Origin of the sequence: Enterobacter cloacae complex sp. SHL021, from assembly GCF_049237765.1 — a bacterium.
GTDB classification, from domain to species: domain Bacteria; phylum Pseudomonadota; class Gammaproteobacteria; order Enterobacterales; family Enterobacteriaceae; genus Enterobacter; species Enterobacter cloacae.
The window spans coordinates 154,175-177,231 of the sequence record NZ_JBMKJG010000011.1 but is presented as its reverse complement, the minus strand read 5'-3'; the positions used below and the strand labels follow the sequence as shown (position 1 = coordinate 177,231).

Below are 23,057 nucleotides of genomic sequence, written 5' to 3'. Positions count from 1 at the left end.
AGTCGCTGTCGTTCTCAAAATCGGTGGAGCTGCATGACAAAGTCATCGGGCATTATCTGAACATAAAACACTATCAATAAGTTGGAGTCATTACCAATCAATTGAATGGAAATATTGTGACGGGAACATCATGTTCAAAGACACCTGGAATGAGAGAGCGACTGCGTAGAATAATGGACATCTATAAATTCCCTCTCCCACAGGAGAGGGAAAACAATCACTCCGCCTTAACCTTCACGCCCATCAACACAATCACCATCGCCGTTACCAGCAGGAAACCGCTTCCGGCAAAGACGCCGCTGGCGCCGTTGAGGTCAAATACCGCCCCTCCCACGGCCGCACCGGCGCTGATTGCCAGCTGGATAGAGGCCACCAGCAAACCACCTGCGCTTTCGGCTTCATCTGGCACCGTCGTGGCAAGCCAGGTTGACCAGCCCACCGGAACCAGACCAAACGCAAAGCCCCACATCGCCACCAGCAATCCATCCAGTATCGCCAGATGACCAAACGCCACCATGGTGAGTGCCAGCACGCCCATGGCGAACGGTACCAGCGCCAGCGTCAGGCGCAGATTACGCGCAAGCAGATGTCCGGCTACGGAGGTACCGATAAAGTTGGCAATCCCAAAGCCCAGCAGGATCAGCGAGATGCTCTCCACGCTTGCCTGCCCCACCGTTTCAAGGAACGGACGCAGATAGGTAAAGAAGGCAAAATGACCGCTGAAGATCAGAATGGTCGCCAGCATTCCACCGATCATTCCCGGACGACGCAGCACGCGGAACAGTGTGCCCAGGCTGCCGCTGCTCTCCGGCTTCATTGACGGTAGTACCCAAAGCTGCCACAGCAACGCCAGCATGCTCGGCAGAATGCAGAGGATAAAGACGTTACGCCAGCCAATCAGGCTGCCAAGATAGCTGCCCAGCGGGGCCGCGACCACCGTGGCGATCGACACGCTGGAGAAGATCACCGCCAGCGCTTTCGGCACTTTATCGGCAGGCACCAGACGCATCGCCGTGGCGGTCGACATCGCCCAGAATCCCCCGATGGCAATCCCTAACAGCAGGCGTCCCATCAGCAGTACGTGCAGCGTGGGTGCAAAAGCCACCAGCAGGCTGGAGACGATTTGCAGCACCGAGAAAAACATCAGTACCCAGCGACGGTCGATACTTTTGGTCGCCGGGGTGATCAGCAATCCGGTGACCAGCGCGACCAGCGCGGTGGCGGTCACCGCCTGCCCAGCCATCCCCTCCGTTACGCCCAGGCTTGCGGCCATGGGCGTTAACAAACTGGCGGGCAGGAACTCCGCCGTGATCAAACCAAACACCCCCAGCCCCAGTGAATAGACGGCCCGCCAGGCGGGTTTTGCAGGCACAACAGCCTCTCTCGCCGCGACACATGAACTCATCTGTTGATCTCCCGTTATGAAAATGTGACAACTGTCGCAAAAGGATAGAGTGTTCACCCTGGACGATCTATGACATATAATCTCCACTTATTGATTATTCGTCCGGAGTTTTGCCATGACCGCTCAGTCCCCCGATCTGATTAGCGAGCTGTTGCGCGGAATGCGCCTGTCGGGCGTGAAATACCGCCGCATTGAAGCCAGCGCGCCTTTCGGCGTGGCGTTCCACCAGGCGCCGGGCAAAGCACAGTTTCATTTTGTCAGCCGCGGCAGCGCCCTGCTGCGTATGGAGAGTGGCGCAACGTTCACCTTAAGCGGCGGCGATGCCCTTTTTATTCCGAACGGTAATGCGCACGCCCTGCTGTCTGACGAGAAAGCAACCATCACGCCGGTTAGCGCGTTTCCCAGCGAGCCTATCTGCGGCTCGGTCTGCGCCATCACCTGCGAACCCTGCCCGGACAGCGAGAACACCGTGATTTTCAGCGGATGCATGGACTTTGAACTGGGCGGAATGCAGCCGCTAATTAAAGCGATGCCGGAGGTGATGATGGTGAGCCGGTTGATGTCCACCTGGCCAGAGATCCACCCGCTGCTGGCGGCGATGGAACGCGAATCCATGACGCGTCAGGCCGGATTCGCCGGGATCCTCGCGCGGCTGGCGGACGTGGTGGCGGCGCTAATCGTGCGGGGCTGGGTTGAAGGAGGCTGCGGAAAAGCCACCGGCTGGGTGCAGGTACTGCGTGACCCGCGTCTGAGCCGGGCCATTTACGCCATGCACCAGCAGCCAGGTCTGAACTGGAGCGTGGCGGATCTGGCAAAAGAGGCTGGCACCTCCCGCTCGGTGTTTGCGGAACGTTTTCTCGCCGCGACGGGCACCACCCCGGCGAAATACCTCAGCGAATTGAGGATGCGCCTGGCCATTCAGTACATTCGCCATGAAAATCAGCCTATTGAAACGGTCGCGCTGCGCCTGGGGTACGGATCCCTTGCGGCGTTTAGCCGGGCGTTCAAGCGAATAATCGGCCATGCGCCGGGCACGCTGCGGGAGACCAGCCAGACCCCGGAAGAGGCCTGACTGGCGCAGGACATCAGAAGTAGTATTTGAAGCGCACGCGCCCGCCATAGCGATCGTCGTTACGGTCATCGCCGTCATTCGGATGTGCTTCAACCCAGGAGGCATACGCGCCAAGATAGATATTGAAATTCTTCATCTTCATGACGTTCGGGATCAGGTACGACGCATGAATGGTGTGAATATCATAATCACCGGGATCGGTCACCCAGCAGTCGCCATCACAATCCGCATTAAAGTTGGCGGTGTTGAAATTATCGATCTGGTTATGCGCGTAGATATAGCCCAGCTCAACATTGCGCCATAAGGCATTCACGCCCGCGGTGAAATCCGTCTCGTCGGTAGCATCCATGTAGGCGGTATTCAGGTTCGCCACGATACCGTCATCCGGATCGGTTTTTTGCCCGTTCCAGGTCATGGTAAAGCCATAGCCGGTGCGGTCAGACTGGTCGACCCATCTTCCGGACGCATCGTGGTAGCCGTAGGCATTGTTGACGAGGTTGCTCTCCATCGCGATGGCGGTCGAGAAGTTTCCTTCCTGCCAGGCAATCACCGGACGGACGTAGGCGACGTTTTTATCGTTATCCAGGTCCATGCCATGATACTGCTGGTCAACAAACAGCGAGCTGCCGTCTTCCAGCAGCGTGTTAACCTCGAGATACCAGTTGCCCAGGGTTTTACTCAGCAGGAAGTTACCGCCGCTGTCGCTACGCCCCCGCCCCTCTTTCATCATATAGATATAGCCATAGCCATCGCCGTAGAGATCGTTAGCGGTGTTGCCGGAATATTCAACGAAGGTATCCTGGTTTAGCGGGAACATGTCATAGGCTTCAAAGCGGCCAACTTTTACCTTCCAGTCGTTTTCCGTGCCAAAGAAGAAGACCGCGTCATCCAGGTTCATTTTGCCCGTTAAGTCCGCCAGCGGCTGTACGGAGAAACCGGCAAAATTGCCGTTTTCCATTCGCTTATAGCCGTCAAACCCCAGCAGCAAACGCCCGTTAATATCCCAGCGTTCATTGTTACCGGGTGCCCAGTCTTTATTGGCTGTCGTTTTCATGGACGTTAAACTGCCGGTCTTGCTGGCCGCATCCATATTAAATTCAACGTCACCATAAAATTTAATATCACCGTAGCCGGATAACGTAAGCTTAGGTGCCGTTTGCGCTGTCGCAGGCTCTGTGGATTCAACCACCACAGGATTTGCAGCTACCACGGGATGCTGCTGTTGCTCAAGAACCTGAATTTGTGCTTCTGCCTTTGCTGCCCTTGTTTCGGCCTTTTCGAGGCGCGCCTCCAGTTGCGCCAGCTTATCTTCCAGACGTTGGGTATCATTTGCTGCCATTGCTGCGGTAGAACAAAACGCACTGACGAGCAGTGCAAGGTATTTCACTTTCATCGACTCCATCCTCGTGAGTTAATCATTATTTCCTGACGGACACAGAGAACCTCACCGATAATTCAAATGAATTATCGGCTTACTGCTGCAACTATTAAGAGTTAGCGAATTCGCCTTTGTTTAAATCACTCACCACGCCATTCATGACGTTTTCAGTTAATTTATAAAATTTGATCGAGAATGCGGTGAGTAAATAAAAGAGTGAAGGAATTAACGTGAACAATAAAATAACACCCTGAATGGCGGATTCTGACTGTACGGTACTGTTCGACTGGTAATTAAACCAGGCCAGCACCCAACCCAGAATAGCACCACCGACGGCGACACCTAACTTAATCACGAAAATATTGGCCGCAACATTCATACCTGTAATACGACGTTGGGTTTTCCATTCACCGTAATTATTTGCATCAGTGATCATTGACCACTGCAACGCGCCGTTACCGCCCTGGACAATCTGAATGAGCACATGGGCAATCAGTGGTATGACCCAGAACTCCAGCGGCAGCCAGAAGCAGGCCACGCCTAACGCAGCGTTGAGAATATTGATCCAGAAGGAGAGTTTAACCTTGCAAAAACGGGTACCGAACGGCTGCGCCAGAACCGAACCAAACATCGAGGCCAGCATCCCACCCAGCATAAAGAACGAGATGACGTCAGCCCCCTTGTTGAGAACAGTGTTCACGTAATAGACCACTGCGCCACCGCGGATCACCACCGCCACCAGCATCATAAAGTTGTAGATCGAGAGAATGCGCCACTGATCGTTACGAAAGAGAATTTTAACGTCCCGGGCGATGTTCAGATTCTCCTCTTTGATCGGCTGGACACGCTCTTTGGTGGTGACAAAACAAATGATAAACATCACGCAGCCGATTGCGCCAAAAAGCGCCATCGCCACCTGAATGCCGGTCGCCCTGTCGCCGGGGTAGAGATAGTCCGCCAGGGGCAGAATCAACGCGGTGCCGAGCGCCCCGCCAATTGGCGTAATGGCAAAGCGCCAGGACTGCAACGAGAGGTTTTCACGCGGATCGGACGTCAGCGCCGCCCCCAGAGAACAATACGGGATATTTATGGCGGTATACATCAGGGTCATAAATATATACGCGCCAACGGCATAATAAATTTTTCCGGTTTCAGTAAAATCAGGTATGGAATATACCAGCACGCAGCTCACCGCAAAAGGAACGCATATCGCCAGCAGCCAGGGACGAAAACGTCCCCAGCGAGTGGATGTTGCATCGGCAATCGCTCCCATAACGGGGTCGGTAATGGCATCTAATAAGCGGACCAAAAGAAACATGGTTCCCATTACGGCCGGGGGTAAGCCATAAATATCCGTGTAGTAATACGCCAGAATGGCGACCGAGGAGTCAAAAACAATATGACTCGCGGCATCTCCAAGGCTGTAGCCTATTTTTTCCCGGACCGGAATTTTTTCACTCACTGACATCACGTTACTCCTTATTGATGAAACCGGTTTCTGCTTTGGCAATAATTTCGCCTGAGCGCAACGAGGCGATCCATTATGTTTTTTCACCATGAAGTTATGTTTTTTGCTTTATGTGATCGGGATAATTAAAAGAAAGCCTTTATCCGGAAAATTATGCGTAACGGATCGCAATTTATTTTCTCGCCTACAGCCATTCACAATATCAATATTTCAGCCGCGCCACCGGGGCATTAAACGCAACGGTAAATTGTCTGGATTTGTGCAAAGTGCGATGTTCGACACGCGAAGCGCGGAATATTCGACTAAGGTTTTCTGGTGAATGATTACAGCGTGACCGCTGCTCAGCGAAATAAGGAGAAGCACCGATGATAACACCTCAAAAGCTGCGCCCTCGCCTCTTACCTCTGGTTCTGGGCAGTTCGCTGCTCGCGGTTGCCGCGACAGGCAACGCGGAAGAGATGAACTCTGGCCAGACAAATTCACCGGATATCTTGCTCGGCCCTCTTTTCAACGATGTCCAGAGCGCCAAACTCCTCCCCGATCAAAAAACCTTTGCCGATGCCGTACCGAAAAGCGATCCCCTGACGATCCTGGCCGACTACCGCATGCAGCGTCGTCAGTCCGGGTTCGATTTACGCCATTTTGTTGATATGAACTTCACGCTTCCCGCGGAAGGGGAAAAATATGTTCCTCCTGCGGGGCAGAGCCTGCGTGAGCATATTGACGGGCTGTGGCCTGTGCTGACGCGTACCACCGATAAAGCCAGTAACAAATGGGATTCACTCCTGCCCTTACCAAAATCCTACGTTGTGCCGGGCGGGCGTTTCCGCGAGGTCTACTACTGGGACAGCTATTTCACCATGTTAGGGCTGGCGGAAAGCGGCCACTGGGACAAAATCAGCGATATGGTGGACAACTTTGCCTACGAGCTGGATACATGGGGGCACATTCCGAACGGCAACCGCAGTTACTATCTGAGCCGCTCCCAGCCGCCATTTTTCTCGCTGATGGTGGAACTGCTGGCCACGCACGACAGCGAGGCGCTGAAGAAATACCGTCCGCAGATGGAAAAGGAATACGCCTACTGGATGGAGGGCACAGATGCGCTGCAGGCCGGAGAGGCCAACAAACGCGTGGTGAAGCTGGAGGATGGCTCACTGCTTAACCGCTACTGGGATGACCGCGACACGCCGCGTCCGGAGTCGTGGCTTGACGATATCACCACCGCCAAAAGCAACCCTAACCGCCCGGCAACCGAAATCTACCGCGATTTGCGCTCTGCGGCGGCCTCAGGCTGGGACTTCAGCTCCCGCTGGATGGACGATCCGCAAAAGCTGGGCACCATCCGCACCACCAGTATTGTGCCGGTGGATCTGAACGCCCTGATGTTCAAGATGGAAAAACTGCTCGCCCGGGCAAGCCAGGAGAGTGGCGATGCCGCCAGCGCGAGCAAATATGAAGCCCTGGCCACGGCGCGCCAGAAGGCGATGGAGAAGTATCTGTGGAACGATAAAGAGGGATGGTATGCGGATTACGACCTGAAGAGTAAGAAGGTGCGTAATCAGCTCACGGCTGCAGCCCTATTCCCGCTGTATGTGAAGGCCGCGGCACAGGATCGCGCAGATAAAGTGGCTGCAGCGACGTCCTCACGTCTGCTGAAACCGGGCGGCATCACCACCACCACCGTGAACAGCGGCCAGCAGTGGGATGCCCCCAATGGCTGGGCGCCACTGCAGTGGGTAGCCACGGAAGGGTTGCAGAATTATGGACAGGACAAGGTCGCGATGGATGTCACCTGGCGCTTCCTGAAAAATGTTCAGCATACCTACGATCGCGAGCAGAAACTGGTGGAGAAATATGATGTCTCCTCCACCGGTACGGGCGGTGGCGGCGGTGAGTATCCGCTACAGGATGGATTCGGCTGGAGCAACGGCGTGACGCTGAAGATGCTGGATCTGGTCTGTCCGAAAGAGAAACCGTGTGACAGCGTGCCGCAGAATCAGCCTGCGGCGAATGATGAGGCTGCGCCGGTGAAAAGTACGGCGCAGTAAGTGAACAATGCCGGGTGGCGCTAACGCCTACCCGGCCTGCATTCCCTGCGGGAGAGGGAAACGATAATCAGAAGCTGTAGCTCGCCCCCAACTGATACGTCCGGTCACGCCCAATCCAGCAGTTTGTCGCGTCGTAGCAGGTCAGCGTCTCTTTGTTGGTGATGTTTTGCGCGCTGGCTTTCAGCGTTAATCCCTCCAGCGACGGCAGGATTTCCCCCATACGATAGGAGGCCGCCAGATCGTACTGCATGGTGCCGCCCAGTTTGCCCGCATCGTTGTTCGGTGAAATTTCCATTGGACCGGTGTAGCGCGCCCCTGCCCCCAGCATCAGCCCTCTCAGCGGCGTGTTGTCAAAGGTGTAATCCCCCCACAGGTTGAACGCGTTCTCCGGTACCTGCGTTGGCCGTTTGCCCTGGTATTTGTCATCTTCGGTATTGATCAGATGGGTGTAGGCATAGTTGGCAATCAGGGTCACGTTATCCGCTGGGCGGCTGACGATTGAGAGCTCAGCCCCTTTAGATTCCACTTCTCCGGTCTGGCTGTAATTCAGGAAGCCCGGATCGGAGGTGACGACATTTTTCTGACGGATATTAAATACCGAGGCGGTAAAGGTTGTGGCGTAATCCGCCAGCAGGTATTTCACCCCGCCTTCCACCTGCTTGCTGGTGGTTGGCTTCACCTCTTTAGCCGTAAGCGTCCCCTGCGGCGACACCGGGGCAAACCCTTCGGAGTAACTGATGAACGGTGAAAGCCCATTCTCAAACGCGTAAAGCGCGCCCAGGCGTTTGGTCACGCGGTCCTGCGAGACCCACGCCTTGTCGCCATTCTGCATATAATTGGTGGTTACCGAGCGGTAATCGTCATAACGCAGGCTGGCCAGCAGATTTAAACCGCCAAACTCCACCTGATCCTGCAGGTAATAGCCGTTTTGCTGATAGCTCAGGCGATTTTTTTGCCCCGTATACAACCCGAGATCGCGTTCATTGATCTGCGAATAGTCAGGATTTCGCATATCGATGCCAGGTGTTGTTGAGGCATAACGGTAGTAGAAGTGAGAGTCCATCTTTTGATAGTCAAACCCGGCCAACAGGTGGTGTTTCCACTCTCCCAGCGCCACGGTTTTGGTTACCTGGTTATCGATGTTGAAGCTCTTCAGATCTTCATCCGTGGTGTAAGCAAACCGGTTAAGCTGGTAGACCGCGCTCCCCGTCCCCGTGGCATAAACGCTGCGCTGGTGGGTGTCGACATCAAAGTACCGTGCCTTCTGGTTAAAGCCCCAGCCACTGTCAAACTCATGTTCAAAGCTGTAGCCCAGCATCCACTGACGCTGTTTGAAACCGCTCCACTCATCCCCGGCATAATCCCGGCGGTCGGCATATTTCGAGCGCAGATAAGCAAGCGGCAACGGGTTGGATGGAGACAGGCTCGGGGAGTTTTGCGCCAGTGCATCAACCGTAAGACGCGTTTTGCTGTCCGGCTCCCAGGTCACGGACGGGGCAACCAGATAATTTTCATAGCGCGTGGTATGGGGCTGATCATCATTTTCCGTGGCTTTGCCCAGCAGGCGGTAGTTCCAGTCGCTGTCGGCAATTTGTCCGGTCGAGTCGAGATAACCCTCCTTCAGATTGCGATTGCCGGTGTTGAAACCCAACTCGGTATGGGCGGTTTTTTGTGGTTTTTTACCCTGAATATTCACCAGCCCCCCCGGGGAGCCACCGCCGTAGAGCACAGAAGATGGCCCTTTGAGGATATCAACGCTCTCAATCAGCAGTGGATCGATGCGCGCTTTGGTATTTCCGGTGACGTTATACGGCAGTTGCAGTCCGTTGTAGAACTCATGGTCAACGGAAAAACCACGGATTTTATATTCGCTCATGTAGGTGGTATTGCCACGCAGCTCTGTCGAAACGCCCGGAACATAGCGCAGGATTTCGTTCACGGAGTTGGCATGACGTTGCGCGATCTGCTGCGCAGAGACGGTATCGATCACCTGCGGCGTTTTACTTTCGGCAACGGCCGATTTGGTTGCGCTGTTTGTCCATGCGGGGAGAACGCTGCCCTGCTCAGAGCCGGTGACAAGAATGGTGGATTCTTCAGCAAATGCCTGTGCCTGTAATGCCAGCGTCACGGCTCCTGCCAACGCGCATACTGCAAAACGTGAGGTGTTCATAATGTCGTCTTGTGTTTATATGCAACTAGGAACGACAATTATTATCATTTCGATTAGCAAATCAATATCGCGGCAAAAAAAACGGCCCTGTCGCGAGAGCCGTTTTGTGTCATCTATGCCCGTCGGAGCAACCTGAATATGCCCAGGACAACAATGGCGCCCACCACAGCCACAAGGAAACTGTGCAGGTCGAATCCACTAATGTCGCCCCCAAAGCCAAACATGGTCGCCAGCCAGCCGCCGACAACCGCACCAATAACCCCAAGAACACAGGTCAATATAAAGCCGCCGCCATCATTTCCCGGCATGATGAGTTTAGCGATAGCCCCGGCAATAAGACCAAAGATGATCCACGCGATAATACCCATAGCGATGCCCTCTTGCAGGTTTAACGCATGCGCAGAAAACCCTCCGCGCAGGTAACGTAAGTATAGGTCATCACGGTAAAACCGATTTCATCTCACCGACTTAACTTCTCTGTGCTGCGAAAAAAACTCACCGGTTTGTATTAAGTTTCGTTTCACGCTGCCGATAACGCAGAGACAGTCTGTCATTTATCAAGGAGCCATCCGGCGTGAGTAATTACAGTGAGCAGTTCCTGAAGCAAAATCCGCTGGCTGTATTAGGGGTATTGCGCGACCTGCAAAAAGGCGAGGTGCCGCTGCGCATCAGCTGGTCAAACAATCAGTTCATCAGCAAGATCCTGGATGCTTCTGCAGAGAGGCTGGTCATTGACCTGGGCAGCCAGGAGCATGAAAACCGCGCCGCGCTGCGGGCGGAGAAGATCTCGGTGATGGCAGAAACGCACGGCGCAAAAGTGGAATTTGTCCTGCCGCGCCTGGAGTTGAGCGAATACGGTGGTCTTCCGGCGTTTGTCACCCCGCTGCCGGCCAACCTCTGGTTTGTTCAGCGCCGTGAATATTTTCGTATCAGTGCCCCGCTTCACCCTGCCTATTTTGGTAAGGCCAAAATGCCGGACAAAAAAGAGATCCGCTTTCGCCTTTTTGACCTCTCCCTGGGCGGCATGGGTGCGCTGATGGATACGCCAAAGCCTGACGGACTGGTAGAAGGCATGCGATTTACCCAAATCGAACTGGATATGGGAGACTGGGGGCGTTTTTACTTTGATGCGCAGCTGATTGCCATCAGCGAGCGTAAGGTGGTCGACAGCAAAAATGAAACGATCGTCACGCCGCGTCTGAGCTTCCGCTTCCTGAACGTCGGGCCGGGCGCAGAGCGTGAACTGCAGCGGATTATCTATTCTCTGGAGCGAGAGGCGCGGGAGCGGGCGAATAAAGTGTTGTGACAGGAGCCGGGCAGCACACAGGCCGCCCGACAACGGCATTACATGGCATCCATCGCTTTCTGAACTTTCCAGATATAACGCGGAGCCTGTGGTGCCGGATGATTTTTCACCACGTGTTCAAAGAACTCGTCTTTGTCCATGTCGTTGATCTCTTCTATCGCCTCTTTACGGTCCGATGAGAACGTCCTGAGCAGCGCACCCGCGCCGTTCACGTAAGAGACCACCAGCGCATACTGCATCACTTCAGGATCCTCGATTCCCTTCAGCACGCCGTGTTCCAGAATGCTCAAATAGGCCGTGCCCATGGAGATGTTGCGTTCCGGGTTTTTCAGCTCGCTGGTTGACGGCTGACCACGCCAGCCCATATAGCGGTAGACCTCTCTCCCTGCGGTTGAGGCCTTAAGCTGCATCAGCCCCACGGCGTTAGATTTGCTGACAAGCGTTGGGTTACCGCCGGATTCCACGGCAATGATCGCCGTGATCAGTCGCGGGCTGACGCCCCAGGCCTTGCCTGCCTGTTCACTGATCGGCATCCACTGCATGGCCCGTTTTACAGGCACTTCCGGGTTCCATGCCGGGTTTTGATAGTCATGTTTTGAACTACAGCCAGCCAGCAACACAATCAAAAAAGCAAACCATCTCAATTTCACGTCATCTATCCTTATAGCCGGTCATCGCCCTTGAAGCAGGCAACGTATAAGCGGCATGATATAGACAATTAGATTCTCATTCAGCAAGGAATTGCCATGTCTCAGTTTCATCTTATCGCGCCGTCCGGGTACTGCATCAACCAGGAGGCGGCACAGCGGGGCGTTGAGCGCTTACTGGAACTCGGTTACCCGGTAGAAAATCAGACAATTATCCCCCGCCGCCAGCAGCGTTTTGCCGGTACGGAAGCGCAAAGGCTGAATGATATCAACAGCCTGGTGAACCTGCAGGGTGAGAACAATATCGTGCTGGCGGTGCGCGGCGGCTATGGTGCGAGCCGGTTGCTGGAGAGTATTGACTGGCAAGGGCTGGCAAAGCGTCAGCAGCAGGATCCGCTGCTTATCTGCGGCCACAGCGACTTTACCGTAATCCAGCTCGGGCTGCTCGCGCTGCATAACGTGGTGACCTTCAGCGGCCCGATGCTGGCCGGTAATTTCGGGGCACCCGAGCTTGACCCATTTACGGTGGAACACTTCTGGCGCGCCCTGAAAAACCCGACCTACAGCGTTGAATGGCAGGGCAACGGGCCGCACTGGTCGTGTGAAGGACAACTCTGGGGCGGAAATCTGGCAATGCTGGTGTCGCTCATCGGGACGCCATGGCTGCCGCAAATTGACGGCGGCATTCTGGTACTGGAAGATATCAATGAACATCCGTTCCGCGTCGAGCGCATGTTATTGCAGCTGTATTACGCCGGTATTCTGGAACGTCAATCCGCGGTTATTCTTGGCAGTTTTACCGGTGCCGCGCCGAATGACTATGACGCAGGATACTCGCTGGAAACGATGGTCGATTTCATCCGCTCACGCCTTGATATTCCTGTTATTACCGGGCTGGACTTCGGCCACGAGCAGCAAACCGTCACCCTGGCGTTAGGCGCGCAGGCCACCCTGAAGCATGATGAAACGGGCAGTCGGTTAACGATTGGGGGTCATCCGGTCTTAAAGGCATAAAAAAGCCGTTAATCCCCCTCAATAAACCGCTGTTTCCGTCGTTAATATGTTAGGGTTTTAGTAACAGCATTAACATTGAGGTGGGAGTAAGACAACATTGGATGCCACAGCGATAATCAGTCTTTTCATTCTGGGTTCTGTGCTCGTAACCTGTAGTATTTTATTAAGTTCATTTTCATCGCGTCTCGGCATACCTATTCTTGTTATTTTCCTTGCCATCGGCATGCTGGCGGGTGTCGATGGTATCGGCGGTATTCCTTTCGATAACTACCCTTTCGCTTACATGATCAGTAACCTTGCGCTGGCGGTGATCCTGCTCGACGGCGGGATGCGCACCCAGGCGAGCTCATTTCGCGTGGCGCTGGGGCCCGCCCTGTCGCTGGCGACGGTCGGGGTGTTAATTACCTCCGGTCTGACCGGCATGATGGCGGCGTGGCTGTTCCATCTCGATCTGATGGAAGGTTTACTGATTGGCGCGATTGTCGGCTCAACCGACGCGGCGGCGGTGTTTTCCCTGCTGGGGGGCAAAGGGTTGAACGAACGCGTCGGGTCCACGCTTGAGATTGAATCCGGCAGTAACGATCCGATGGCGGTATTTCTCACCATCACGCTGATAGAGATGATCCAGCAGCATGAAACAGGATTAAGCTGGATGTTTGTCCTGCATATCCTGCAGCAGTTCGGCCTGGGGATTGCGCTCGGCCTGGCCGGGGGTTACCTGCTTCAGCAGACGATCAACCGGATATCGCTGCCTTCGGGGCTCTACCCGCTGCTTGCCCTGAGCGGCGGCATTTTGATTTTTGCCGTCACCACTGCGCTGAACGGCAGCGGGATCCTCGCGGTTTATCTCTGCGGTTTCCTGCTGGGCAATCGCCCTATTCGCAACCGTCACGCCATTTTGCAGAACTTCGACGGGCTGGCCTGGCTGGCGCAAATCGGGATGTTCCTCGTGCTGGGCCTGCTGGTGACGCCGTCAGACCTGCTGCCGATTGCCGTTCCGGCGCTGATTTTATCGGCGTGGATGATCTTCTTCGCACGCCCCCTGTCGGTGTTTGCCGGTCTGCTGCCGTTTCGCGGCTTCAACCTGCGCGAACGGGTCTTTATCAGCTGGGTGGGGCTGCGCGGCGCGGTACCCATTATCCTGGCTGTCTTCCCGATGATGGCCGGACTGGATAACGCGCGGCTGTTCTTTAACGTCGCCTTCTTCGTGGTGCTGATCTCGCTGCTGTTCCAGGGAACCTCGCTCGGGTGGGCAGCGAAAAAAGCCAAAGTGGTGGTTCCTCCTGTGGGCTGGCCGGTTTCCCGCGTGGGGCTGGATATTCACCCGGAAAACCCGTGGGAACAGTTTGTTTACCAGCTCAGCGCTGATAAATGGTGCGTGGGGGCATCGCTGCGCGATTTGCACATGCCTGCGGAAACGCGAATTGCCGCCCTGTTCCGCGATAATGTCCTGCTGCACCCAACCGGCAGCACCCGGCTACGCGAAGGCGATATTCTGTGTGTGATTGGCCGCGAGCGGGACCTGCCCGCCCTGGGTAAACTGTTCAGCCAGTCGCCTCCGGTGGCGCTGGATCAGCGTTTCTTCGGCGATTTTATTCTGGAAGCCAGCGCCAGGTTTGCGGATGTGGCCCTGATTTATGGGCTGGATGAAGGTGCTGAAGGCGACGATAACCAGCAAACGCTGGGCGAAATCATCCAGCAGCGCCTTGGTGCGGCCCCGGTTGTGGGTGACCAGGTGGAGTTTGCCGGGATGATCTGGACCGTAGCAGAGAAAGAAGATAACGCAGTGCGGAAAGTCGGTTTGCGGCCGATGGAAGAGGACGTGGAGTAGTGGTTTTTTGCCGGGTGGCGCTAACGCTTACCCGGCACACAGACACGTTACACCGTCACAACCGGCACTCTCGGTGCCAGCGCGCACATCAGTTCATACCCTACCGTCCCCGCCGCGGCAGCCACGTCATCAATTTTGACTTCGTTACCCCACAGCTCGACCGGGGAACCAATGCCCGCCTGCGGACATGGCGTGAGATCAACGGCCAGCATATCCATGGAGACGGTGCCCACCGTTCCCGTACGCACCCCGTCTACCCAGACTGGCGTGCCGCTCGGCGCGATACGCGGGTAGCCGTCAGCATAACCGCCCGCCACAATACCAATCCGTTGCTCGCCCGTCGCCCGGTAACGGCTGCCGTAGCCCACCGTGTCGCCGGCCTTCAGCGTCTGCACTCCGATGATTTCGCTGCGCAGGGTCATCACCGGCTTAAGGCCACTGTTAGCGATATCCTGCCACTGGCCTGAGGGAGAGGCGCCATAAAGGACAATGCCCGGACGCACCCAGTTATAATGCGCCTCAGGATGCCACAGCGTGGCCGCTGAGTTGGAGAGCGAACGTGGGCAATCCAGTCCTTCTGCCGCCTGCTCAATGCGCACCATCGCATCGGCAATGCCGTCCGGTTTTTCCGCATCGGCAAAATGCGCCATCAGCGTCATTTCGCCCACGTTCTTCAGGGCGCGCAACTGTTGCCATACCGTATGGACCCGCTCAGGCTGGAAGCCCAGGCGGTTCATACCGCTGTTCACCTTGAGATAAATATCCAGCGGCGCATGCAGTTTTGCATCCTGAATCGCTTTAATTTGCCAGTTGCTGTGAACGCTGGTGGTCAGCCGGTACTTATCCAGCAGCGGCAGATCGTCGGCGTGGAAGAACCCCTCAAGCAACAGAATGGGCCCTTTCCAGCCGCGCTCGCGCAGCAGAATGGCCTCTTCCAGATTCAGTAACGCAAAACCGTCGGTGGCGCTGAGCGCACTCCAGATACGATCGATACCGTGGCCGTAGGCATTGGCTTTCACCACCGACCAGACGCGTGAACCTGGCGCCGCCCGGCGAACAATTTGCAGGTTATCCTTCAGGGCCTGCAAATCGAGCTGAGCCAGAACAGGACGGGACATGACAACTCCTTAGTTATGCGCGCCGTGCAGGTGCTGTGGACGCGAAGGGGTAAACCCCGATTGATAGCGTGCGGCACTTAAATCGTCAAACGGAATTGCCGGCGTGCGCCCGGATATCAAATCGCTAAGCAGCTGGCCTGAGCCGCAGGCCATTGTCCAGCCAAGCGTACCGTGGCCGGTATTGGTCCACAGGTTTTTGAACGGCGTACGGCCAACAATTGGCGTGCCGTCTGGCGTCATTGGACGCAGCCCGGTCCAGAAGGTTGCCTGCTCGACAAAACCGCCGCGCGGGAACAGGTCGCCCACCACCATCTCCAGCGTTTCACGGCGCGGCTTCAGCAGCTCGGTGTTAAAGCCGACAATCTCCGCCATCCCGCCAACGCGGATGCGGTTATCAAAGCGGGTAATGGCGATTTTGTAGGTTTCATCCAGAATGGTGGAAACTGGCGCACCGCTGTCCTCTTTTACCGGAATGGTCAGGGAGTAGCCCTTCAGCGGGTAAACCGGAATGTCGAGAATGCCCTTCAGCATCGCGGTGGAATAGGAGCCAAACGCCATGACGTAGGCATCCGCTTTAATGACTTCATCGCCACACTTCACGCCGTAGATACTGCCGCCTTCAGACAGCAGTTTGTCGACCGCGGTATTAAAGCGGAATTTTACTCCCGCCTGCTCGCACATCTGCGCGAGACGCTGCGTAAACAGCTGGCAGTCGCCGGTTTCATCATTCGGCAAACGCAGGCCGCCCGTCAGCTTGTGCGACACTTCTGCCAGCGCCGGTTCAACCTGCCCAAGCTGGCTGGCTTCGAGCAGTTGATACGGTACGCCCGCATCTTCCAGCACGGCAATATCACGGGTGGCGTTTTCATACTGTTGCGCGGTGCGGAACAGTTGCAGCGTGCCGCCCTGGCGACCTTCGTACTCAATACCGGTGGAGGCGCGCAGTGCTTTCAGGCAGTCACGGCTGTATTCCGCCAGACGCACCATCCGACCTTTGTTTTCCATGTAGTGCCGGGTGTCGCAGTTGCGCAGCATCTGCCACATCCACTTCAGCTGGAACTGTGTGCCGTCGAGGCTGATGGCCAGGGGCGCATGGCGCTGGAACATCCACTTAATTGCCTTCAGCGGAACGCCGGGTGCCGCCCACGGCGCGGCATAGCCCGGAGAGATCTGTCCGGCGTTCGCCGCACTGGTTTCCAGCGCAGGCCCTGACTCACGATCGATAACGGTCACGTCATGTCCCGCCTGACTTAAATACCAGGCGCTGGTTACGCCAACGACACCACTTCCCAGTATGACAACACGCATAGCCACTCCATATGTGCAAAAGAACAATCTTCTAATTACAGATTGATAACCCAGTTGAAAATATTATTCAACATACGACTTTTTTATGGTGACTTACCTCACACATCCCCCAGCATCAGGGGATGAGGCGAATTTGGAATCTCCTGCTGCGCGTTATTTTTAACCAGTATAAAATTCTGTGAAGACCGCTTTTTTTGCCGCATCAAAAACGGGAAATCGCAAAGAAAAAATTTCTGCTCCAGCACGCTTTTTAACACGGTGATCTATGCTTATCAGGAGGCTCTCCAGACAGAGAGAGCTCCCACAACGAGGGCGCGCTAATGGCTACTATTGATTCCCTGAATAAGGACAGCACACGTCTGAGCGATGGACCCGACTGGACCTTCGAGTTGCTGGATGTCTATCTCGCCGAAATCGACCGGGTGGCAAAACTGTATCGTCTGGATACTTATCCCCATCAGATTGAAGTCATTACGTCCGAGCAGATGATGGACGCCTACTCCAGCGTCGGGATGCCGATCAATTATCCGCACTGGTCGTTTGGTAAAAAATTCATTGAAACGGAGCGCTTATATAAGCACGGCCAGCAGGGGCTGGCGTATGAGATCGTGATCAACTCCAATCCGTGTATCGCCTACCTGATGGAAGAGAACACCATTACCATGCAGGCGCTGGTGATGGCGCATGCCTGCTACGGGCATAACTCGTTCTTCAAGAATAACTACCTGTTCCGCAGCTGGACGGATGCCAGCTCGATTGTCGATTACCTGATCTTCGCGCGTAAGTACATTACCGACTGCGAAGAGCGCTACGGCGTGGACGAAGTGGAGAAACTGCTCGACTCCTGTCACGCGCTGATGAACTACGGCGTTGATCGTTACAAACGTCCACAGAAAATCTCCCTTCAGGAGGAGAAAGCGCGGCAGAAAAGCCGCGAAGAGTATCTGCAAAGCCAGGTGAATATGCTGTGGCGCACCCTGCCGAAACGTGAAGAAGAGAAAGCGGTTGCCGAAGCGCGTCGCTACCCGTCTGAGCCGCAGGAAAACCTGCTCTATTTTATGGAGAAAAACGCGCCGCTGCTGGAGCCGTGGCAGCGTGAGATCCTGCGCATCGTGCGTAAGGTCAGCCAGTATTTCTATCCGCAGAAACAGACCCAGGTGATGAACGAAGGCTGGGCCACCTTCTGGCATTACACCATCCTTAACCATCTGTACGATGAAGGGAAAGTCACCGAGCGGTTCATGATGGAGTTCCTGCACAGCCATACAAACGTGGTGTTCCAGCCGCCTTACAACAGCCCGTGGTATAGCGGCATTAACCCGTACGCGCTCGGCTTTGCGATGTTCCAGGACATTAAACGCATCTGCCAGTCGCCAACGGAAGAAGATAAATACTGGTTCCCGGATATCGCCGGCTCTGACTGGCTGGAAACGCTGCATTTCGCGATGCGTGACTTTAAGGATGAGAGCTTCATCAGCCAGTTTATGTCGCCGAAGATCATGCGTGATTTCCGCTTCTTCACCGTGCTGGATGACGACCGCAATAACTACCTGGAGATTTCGGCGATCCATAACGAGGAAGGCTACCGTGAGATCCGCTCTCGCCTCTCCTCCCAGTACAACCTGAGCAACCTTGAACCCAACATTCAGGTATGGAACGTGGATTTACGCGGCGATCGCTCCCTGACGCTGCGCTATATTCCGCACAACCGGGCCCCGCTGGATAAAGGACGCAAAGAGGTGCTGAAGCATGTGCATCGCCTGTGGGGCTTTGATGTGCTGCTGGAGCAGCAGAATGAAGATGGCAGCGTGGAGCTGCTGGAACGTTGCCCGGCGCGGTTGAATACGTTGTAATGGTTTTTGCCGGGTTTTGTAGGCCCGGTAAGCGAAGCGCCACCGGGCGAAAAAAACCTCTCACTTGAGAGGTTTTTTATTTCAGCGGCCCTGAATGGCTAAATCACCCGGCAGTGTTTTCTGCATCCGGTGCCAAATTTCACCGGAATCGTGGCCGTAGCGGCGCACCGTTTCATACACCTGATCGTGCAGGCCTTCAGTACAGAGCTTGCTGAGCTTATGGTAGAAGCCCAGCGCCAGGCTGCGCGCCTCGGGGTTAGCAAAGTAGTGGCGACCGATACGGGTATACAGCCCTTTCATGCCGTTCAGGATCAGACCGTACACCGGGTTACCGGAGGCAAACGCCAGTCCGCGGAAAACGTTGTAATCGAGCGTGGCAAAGGCATCCGCGTGATCTTCCACTTCGTTCGCGCTGGCAAGCACCTGCAGCGCGTCTTCCGGATGCTGACGAAAAGCGGTACGAATAAAGATTGTCGCAATGTTGGTACGCACCGAGAGCAGATTGTCGATCAGCTGTGGCACGCTTTCGTGATCGAGGCGCGCCAGCGTTTCAAGAATGTTCAGCCCGGAAGTTTCCCAGAAGTTGTTTACTTTCGTTGGCTTACCGTGCTGGATCGTCAACCAGCCATCGCGCGCCAGTCGCTGGAGCACTTCACGCAGCGTGGTGCGAGTGACGCCAATCAGTTCAGAGAGTTCGCGTTCAGCCGGAAGAATGGATCCCGCAGGGAAGCGATTATTCCAGATGCTTTCAATGATGTACTCTTCCGCGAAACCCGCCGGGCTCTGCGCCTTAATGACCATAGTGAGATTTCCATTACACAGCTTTTGCAAATTGCACTCATCATACCAGAGGCATGCAATGGCAGGTAGCGCGTGAAAGAGAGAAAAGAGGGATCGCTGTTTTATTTTCGTGAAATTTACAATACACGCTTATCCGCCTCTGCCCCGCGTTTTTTGCGTATACTGATGTTTTGTTTTACCTGACGGGGAAGGACGTCTGTTGTGGAAATTTCTTTTGGGCGCGCGCTGTGGCGCAATTTTTTAGGCCAGTCTCCTGACTGGTACAAACTGATACTTCTGGTTTTCCTGGTTGTTAATCCCATTATTTTTAGTATCACTCCGTTCGTCGCCGGGTGGCTGCTGGTGGCGGAGTTTATCTTCACCCTGGCCATGGCGCTGAAATGTTATCCCCTGCTGCCGGGTGGTTTGCTGGCTTTTGAAGCCGTGGTTATCGGCATGACGAGCGCAGAGCATGTCAAAGCCGAGCTGGCATCCAACCTTGAAGTGCTTCTGCTGCTGATCTTCATGGTGGCCGGTATCTACTTTATGAAACAGCTGCTGCTGTTTATCTTCACCCGCCTGTTGCTTAGCATTCCGTCTAAAACGATGCTGTCGCTGGCGTTCTGCCTTGCTGCCGCATTCCTTTCGGCCTTCCTGGATGCGCTAACCGTCGTGGCGGTGGTCATCAGCGTTGCCGTCGGGTTTTACGGCATTTATCACCGCGTGGCATCGTCCCGTCCGGGCGAGGATTTGCAGGACGACAGCCACGTCGAGGCGCATAACCGTGAGGTGCTGGAACAGTTCCGCGCGTTTCTGCGCAGCCTGATGATGCACGCGGGCGTCGGTACCGCATTAGGTGGCGTGATGACCATGGTAGGTGAGCCGCAAAACCTGATCATCGCCAAAGCGGCTGCGTGGCATTTTGGCGAGTTTTTCCTGCGCATGGCACCGGTCAGCCTGCCCGTGTTCGTCTGCGGGTTAGCGACCTGTATCCTGGTCGAGAAATTCAACGTTTTCGGCTACGGTGCGCAGTTGCCTGAGCCAGTTCGCAAAGAGCTGCATAAATTTGACGAGCAGAACCGTACGCAGCGCACGCGCCAGGAGACGCTGCGTCTGATTGCGCAGGGGATCATCGGTATCTGGCTTATCGTCGCGCTGGCTTTCCATCTTGCCGAAGTCGGGCTGATTGGTCTTTCGGTTATTATTCTTGCGACGACCTTTAGCGGGGTAACGGATGAACATGCTATCGGTAAAGCCTTTACCGAAGCCCTGCCGTTTACCGCGCTGCTGGCGGTCTTCTTTGCGGTGGTGGCGGTGATTATCGACCAACACCTGTTCGCCCCGATTATTACTTTTGTACTGCAGGCGGCGCCCGACGCGCAACTGTCGCTCTTCTATCTGTTCAACGGCCTGCTGTCGTCCATCTCCGATAACGTTTTTGTCGGCACGGTCTACATCAATGAAGCCAAAGCGGCGATGGAAGAAGGCATTATCAACGCCGGGCAGTTCGAGCTGCTGGCGGTTGCCATTAATACCGGCACCAACCTCCCGTCGGTGGCGACGCCAAACGGACAGGCCGCTTTCCTGTTCCTGCTGACCTCGGCCCTCGCGCCACTCATACGTCTTTCTTATGGAAAGATGGTCTGGATGGCGCTGCCCTATACGCTGGTTCTCACCATTGTGGGATTGCTTTGCGTCAAAATTACCCTCATTCCCTGTACGCAATGGCTGATACAAGCGGGTATACTTGCGGCGCATTAAAATTCGTTTACACTGCGCTTTCTAAGCATGTTCCAGGGAAATGATTATGTTGAGATTTTTAAACCAGTGCTCCCGCGGTCGCGGAGCATGGTTGTTAATGGCCCTGACCGCCTTTGCGCTGGAAATGGTCGCGCTGTGGTTCCAGCATGTGATGGGACTCAAACCCTGCGTGCTCTGTATCTACGAGCGCTGCGCGCTGTTCGGCGTCATGGGTGCGGGTCTGTTGGGTGCAATTGCACCAAAAACACCGCTCCGCTACGTCGCTATCGCGGTCTGGCTGTACAGCGCCTGGAAAGGGATTGAGCTTTCCTGGCAGCACACCATGATGCAGCTGCACCCGTCGCCGTTCATGACCTGTGATTTCGCAGCCCGCTTCCCGAGCTGGTTGCCGCTGGATAAATGGCTGCCGCAGGTGTTTGTCGCCTCCGGTGACTGCTCTGTACGTCAGTGGGAATTCCTGTCGCTGGAGATGCCGCAGTGGCTGGTGGGCATTTTTGTGGCCTACTTCGTCGTGGCGCTGCTGGTGCTGATTGCTCAGCCGTTTAAGCCGAAGAAGCGCGATCTGTTCGGAAGGTAAAAGCAAAACGGCAACGATAGTTGCCGTTTTTAGTTTTTGCGCCCTCTCCCGTGGGAGAGGGTTGGGGTGAGGGCATCAGGCCGCACCCCAATAAAAACCCGCCTCGGCGGGTTTTTATTTATCACCGGGTCGGGTGATTCATAATGTGGTCTTCCCAGTCCCGCACCTCGGACTCTTTCACCGCGATGTGGCGCACCGAAATACGCTCGCCGTGCATGGCCGCTTTAGAGCCGGTCAGCAAGGGGTGCCATGTCGGCAGATCCTTCCCTTCCGCCAGCAGGCGATACGCGCAGGTATGCGGCAGCCATTCAAACGTCGGCAGGTTCTCACGGGTGAGCTTAATGCAGTCCGGCTCGAACTCGAAGCGGCGCTCGTAGTTGCGGCACTGGCAGGTTTTGATGTTTAACTGCTTACAGGCAACGTTGGTGAAATAGATTTCATCAGTGTCTTCATCCATGAGCTTATGCAGGCAGCACTGCCCGCAGCCGTCACATAACGACTCCCACTCCACGTCTGTCATTTCGTCGAGAGTTTTGCGTTGCCAGAAAGGGATGTCGTTCATCAGGATGTCCACACGTCAAAAGAAAGCGCACCTTATAACGAGTCTGGCACGTTGATGCAAGTTTTGCCGCCCTGAGGGGCGGCAAAATGCGTTTACAGCACGCGGGTTTTCAGTGACAGGCCGTTAAAGCTCACTTCCAGTTCGTCTCCACCGTTAAGAGGGCCGACACCTTCTGGCGTACCGGTCAGGATCACATCCCCCGGCTTAAGGGTAAAGAAGCGGCTCATATAGGCAATCAGCGGCACGATCTTATGGATCATATCTGCCGTGGTGCCCTGCTGGCGGATCTCACCGTTCACTTTCAGGCTGAGGGACGTGTTCTGTGGATCGCCGGTAAATTCGCCGACCGGAACAAAACCCGAGATCGGGCAGGCATTATCAAAGCCTTTGGCTTTTTCCCACGGCTGCCCTGCTTTCTTCAGCTTTCCCTGTACCTCACGCAGCGTCAGATCCAGCGCCACGCCGTAACCGGCGATAGCTTTTTGCACATGCTCTTCGGAGGCCTGGCGTAGCGTCGCGCCAATCAGCACCGCCAGCTCCACTTCATGATGCACTGAACCCAATCCCTGCGGCAGTGCCAGCGGCTGGCGGATATCGCAAAGCGCGGTTTCCGGCTTAATGAACAGCACCGGCTCTTCTGGCGTCGCGCTGCCCATCTCCTGAATGTGTTTGGCATAATTGCTGCCCACGCAAACCACTTTGCTGACGGGATAATCCAGTAATGCACCTTGCCAGTTATGATGTTGATACATGGTC

At 55.3% G+C, this 23,057-nt stretch carries 20 protein-coding genes; 9 read left to right on the top strand and 11 right to left on the bottom strand.

Features of this window, described 5'->3' with window-relative positions; all coding sequences use genetic code 11:
- Window positions 1-80: IS1 family transposase (locus ACOTZF_RS13445; protein ID WP_001401901.1), on the top strand; the 80-nt coding region annotated here is incomplete at its 5' end.
- Between the two features lie 137 nt (window positions 81-217).
- On the opposite strand, the gene ACOTZF_RS13440 is transcribed toward ACOTZF_RS13445, so the two are convergent.
- A complete protein-coding gene (locus tag ACOTZF_RS13440; protein WP_013096167.1) occupies window positions 218-1,405 on the bottom strand; it encodes an MFS transporter in 1,188 nt (395 codons plus the stop codon).
- 115 nt (window positions 1,406-1,520) lie between these two features.
- On the opposite strand from ACOTZF_RS13440, the gene ACOTZF_RS13435 reads away from it, so the two are divergent.
- Window positions 1,521-2,477 (top strand): AraC family transcriptional regulator, encoded by a 957-nt coding sequence (locus tag ACOTZF_RS13435; protein ID WP_013096166.1) that lies wholly within the window; start codon window positions 1,521-1,523, stop codon window positions 2,475-2,477.
- Window positions 2,478-2,490: 13 nt separating this feature from the next.
- Here ACOTZF_RS13435 and ACOTZF_RS13430 read toward each other — a convergent pair whose 3' ends face one another.
- The gene (locus tag ACOTZF_RS13430; protein WP_129252468.1) at window positions 2,491-3,870 is read right to left on the bottom strand and encodes a carbohydrate porin; all 1,380 of its coding nucleotides are present in this window, start codon (window positions 3,868-3,870) and stop codon (window positions 2,491-2,493) included.
- A gap of 94 nt (window positions 3,871-3,964) precedes the next feature.
- Entirely contained in the window at window positions 3,965-5,323 is a 1,359-nt protein-coding gene (locus tag ACOTZF_RS13425; RefSeq protein WP_038984676.1) for a glycoside-pentoside-hexuronide (GPH):cation symporter, read from the bottom strand.
- Window positions 5,324-5,688: 365 nt separating this feature from the next.
- Between ACOTZF_RS13425 and ACOTZF_RS13420 the strand changes: the two genes are divergently transcribed.
- Window positions 5,689-7,374 carry an alpha,alpha-trehalase gene (locus ACOTZF_RS13420; protein WP_129318053.1) on the top strand — a complete coding sequence of 562 codons (1,686 nt, stop codon included), beginning with the start codon at window positions 5,689-5,691 and terminating at the stop codon, window positions 7,372-7,374.
- A gap of 67 nt (window positions 7,375-7,441) precedes the next feature.
- Here ACOTZF_RS13420 and ACOTZF_RS13415 read toward each other — a convergent pair whose 3' ends face one another.
- The gene (locus ACOTZF_RS13415; protein ID WP_129252464.1) at window positions 7,442-9,544 is read right to left on the bottom strand and encodes a TonB-dependent siderophore receptor; all 2,103 of its coding nucleotides are present in this window, start codon (window positions 9,542-9,544) and stop codon (window positions 7,442-7,444) included.
- 113 nt (window positions 9,545-9,657) lie between these two features.
- Entirely contained in the window at window positions 9,658-9,912 is a 255-nt protein-coding gene (locus ACOTZF_RS13410) for a GlsB/YeaQ/YmgE family stress response membrane protein (RefSeq protein ID WP_020690853.1), read from the bottom strand.
- 206 nt (window positions 9,913-10,118) lie between these two features.
- Here ACOTZF_RS13410 and ycgR point away from each other — a divergent pair, with 206 nt between their 5' ends.
- A complete protein-coding gene (ycgR, locus tag ACOTZF_RS13405; protein WP_129318054.1) occupies window positions 10,119-10,850 on the top strand; it encodes a flagellar brake protein YcgR in 732 nt (243 codons plus the stop codon).
- A 38-nt stretch (window positions 10,851-10,888) separates the two neighbouring features.
- Here ycgR and emtA read toward each other — a convergent pair whose 3' ends face one another.
- Window positions 10,889-11,500, bottom strand: coding sequence for a membrane-bound lytic murein transglycosylase EmtA (emtA, locus tag ACOTZF_RS13400; RefSeq protein ID WP_023621731.1), 612 nt, complete (start codon window positions 11,498-11,500; stop codon window positions 10,889-10,891).
- A 96-nt stretch (window positions 11,501-11,596) separates the two neighbouring features.
- Here emtA and ldcA point away from each other — a divergent pair, with 96 nt between their 5' ends.
- Window positions 11,597-12,511: a muramoyltetrapeptide carboxypeptidase gene (ldcA, locus tag ACOTZF_RS13395; RefSeq protein WP_020690850.1), complete on the top strand. Its 915-nt coding sequence runs from the start codon at window positions 11,597-11,599 to the stop codon at window positions 12,509-12,511.
- 97 nt (window positions 12,512-12,608) lie between these two features.
- Window positions 12,609-14,342 carry a potassium/proton antiporter gene (locus tag ACOTZF_RS13390; protein WP_013096157.1) on the top strand — a complete coding sequence of 578 codons (1,734 nt, stop codon included), beginning with the start codon at window positions 12,609-12,611 and terminating at the stop codon, window positions 14,340-14,342.
- A gap of 47 nt (window positions 14,343-14,389) precedes the next feature.
- Here ACOTZF_RS13390 and dadX read toward each other — a convergent pair whose 3' ends face one another.
- Together dadX and ACOTZF_RS13380 are read right to left on the bottom strand one after the other, a co-directional pair.
- Window positions 14,390-15,460, bottom strand: a complete 1,071-nt coding sequence (dadX, locus tag ACOTZF_RS13385) for a catabolic alanine racemase DadX (RefSeq protein WP_013096156.1) — start codon at window positions 15,458-15,460, stop codon at window positions 14,390-14,392.
- Window positions 15,461-15,469: 9 nt separating this feature from the next.
- Window positions 15,470-16,768, bottom strand: a complete 1,299-nt coding sequence (locus ACOTZF_RS13380) for a D-amino acid dehydrogenase (protein WP_014832348.1) — start codon at window positions 16,766-16,768, stop codon at window positions 15,470-15,472.
- A 320-nt stretch (window positions 16,769-17,088) separates the two neighbouring features.
- Here ACOTZF_RS13380 and ACOTZF_RS13375 point away from each other — a divergent pair, with 320 nt between their 5' ends.
- Window positions 17,089-18,621 (top strand): SpoVR family protein, encoded by a 1,533-nt coding sequence (locus ACOTZF_RS13375; protein ID WP_013096153.1) that lies wholly within the window; start codon window positions 17,089-17,091, stop codon window positions 18,619-18,621.
- A gap of 81 nt (window positions 18,622-18,702) precedes the next feature.
- On the opposite strand, the gene fadR is transcribed toward ACOTZF_RS13375, so the two are convergent.
- Window positions 18,703-19,422: a fatty acid metabolism transcriptional regulator FadR gene (gene fadR, locus ACOTZF_RS13370; protein WP_013096152.1), complete on the bottom strand. Its 720-nt coding sequence runs from the start codon at window positions 19,420-19,422 to the stop codon at window positions 18,703-18,705.
- A gap of 201 nt (window positions 19,423-19,623) precedes the next feature.
- Here fadR and nhaB point away from each other — a divergent pair, with 201 nt between their 5' ends.
- Window positions 19,624-21,162 carry a Na(+)/H(+) antiporter NhaB gene (nhaB, locus tag ACOTZF_RS13365; protein ID WP_129252457.1) on the top strand — a complete coding sequence of 513 codons (1,539 nt, stop codon included), beginning with the start codon at window positions 19,624-19,626 and terminating at the stop codon, window positions 21,160-21,162.
- A 46-nt stretch (window positions 21,163-21,208) separates the two neighbouring features.
- Complete coding sequence (gene dsbB / locus ACOTZF_RS13360) at window positions 21,209-21,739, top strand: disulfide bond formation protein DsbB (protein ID WP_028028084.1); 531 nt, start codon at window positions 21,209-21,211, stop codon at window positions 21,737-21,739.
- A 121-nt stretch (window positions 21,740-21,860) separates the two neighbouring features.
- Here dsbB and ACOTZF_RS13355 read toward each other — a convergent pair whose 3' ends face one another.
- Together ACOTZF_RS13355 and ACOTZF_RS13350 are read right to left on the bottom strand one after the other, a co-directional pair.
- Entirely contained in the window at window positions 21,861-22,301 is a 441-nt protein-coding gene (locus tag ACOTZF_RS13355) for a YcgN family cysteine cluster protein (protein ID WP_014832353.1), read from the bottom strand.
- A 92-nt stretch (window positions 22,302-22,393) separates the two neighbouring features.
- Window positions 22,394-23,053, bottom strand: coding sequence for a fumarylacetoacetate hydrolase family protein (locus tag ACOTZF_RS13350; protein WP_029882294.1), 660 nt, complete (start codon window positions 23,051-23,053; stop codon window positions 22,394-22,396).
- Window positions 23,054-23,057 lie beyond the last annotated feature (4 nt).

Coding starts and splice junctions, on each gene's coding strand:
- ACOTZF_RS13440 (WP_013096167.1), bottom strand. CDS start 1,405: ATGAGTTCATGTGTCGCGGCGAGAGAGGCTGTTGTGCCTGCAAAACCC.
- ACOTZF_RS13435 (WP_013096166.1), top strand. CDS start 1,521: ATGACCGCTCAGTCCCCCGATCTGATTAGCGAGCTGTTGCGCGGAATG.
- ACOTZF_RS13430 (WP_129252468.1), bottom strand. CDS start 3,870: ATGAAAGTGAAATACCTTGCACTGCTCGTCAGTGCGTTTTGTTCTACC.
- ACOTZF_RS13425 (WP_038984676.1), bottom strand. CDS start 5,323: ATGTCAGTGAGTGAAAAAATTCCGGTCCGGGAAAAAATAGGCTACAGC.
- ACOTZF_RS13420 (WP_129318053.1), top strand. CDS start 5,689: ATGATAACACCTCAAAAGCTGCGCCCTCGCCTCTTACCTCTGGTTCTG.
- ACOTZF_RS13415 (WP_129252464.1), bottom strand. CDS start 9,544: ATGAACACCTCACGTTTTGCAGTATGCGCGTTGGCAGGAGCCGTGACG.
- ACOTZF_RS13410 (WP_020690853.1), bottom strand. CDS start 9,912: ATGGGTATTATCGCGTGGATCATCTTTGGTCTTATTGCCGGGGCTATC.
- ldcA (WP_020690850.1), top strand. CDS start 11,597: ATGTCTCAGTTTCATCTTATCGCGCCGTCCGGGTACTGCATCAACCAG.
- dadX (WP_013096156.1), bottom strand. CDS start 15,460: ATGTCCCGTCCTGTTCTGGCTCAGCTCGATTTGCAGGCCCTGAAGGAT.
- ACOTZF_RS13380 (WP_014832348.1), bottom strand. CDS start 16,768: ATGCGTGTTGTCATACTGGGAAGTGGTGTCGTTGGCGTAACCAGCGCC.
- ACOTZF_RS13375 (WP_013096153.1), top strand. CDS start 17,089: ATGGCTACTATTGATTCCCTGAATAAGGACAGCACACGTCTGAGCGAT.
- fadR (WP_013096152.1), bottom strand. CDS start 19,422: ATGGTCATTAAGGCGCAGAGCCCGGCGGGTTTCGCGGAAGAGTACATC.
- dsbB (WP_028028084.1), top strand. CDS start 21,209: ATGTTGAGATTTTTAAACCAGTGCTCCCGCGGTCGCGGAGCATGGTTG.
- ACOTZF_RS13355 (WP_014832353.1), bottom strand. CDS start 22,301: ATGAACGACATCCCTTTCTGGCAACGCAAAACTCTCGACGAAATGACA.
- ACOTZF_RS13350 (WP_029882294.1), bottom strand. CDS start 23,053: ATGTATCAACATCATAACTGGCAAGGTGCATTACTGGATTATCCCGTC.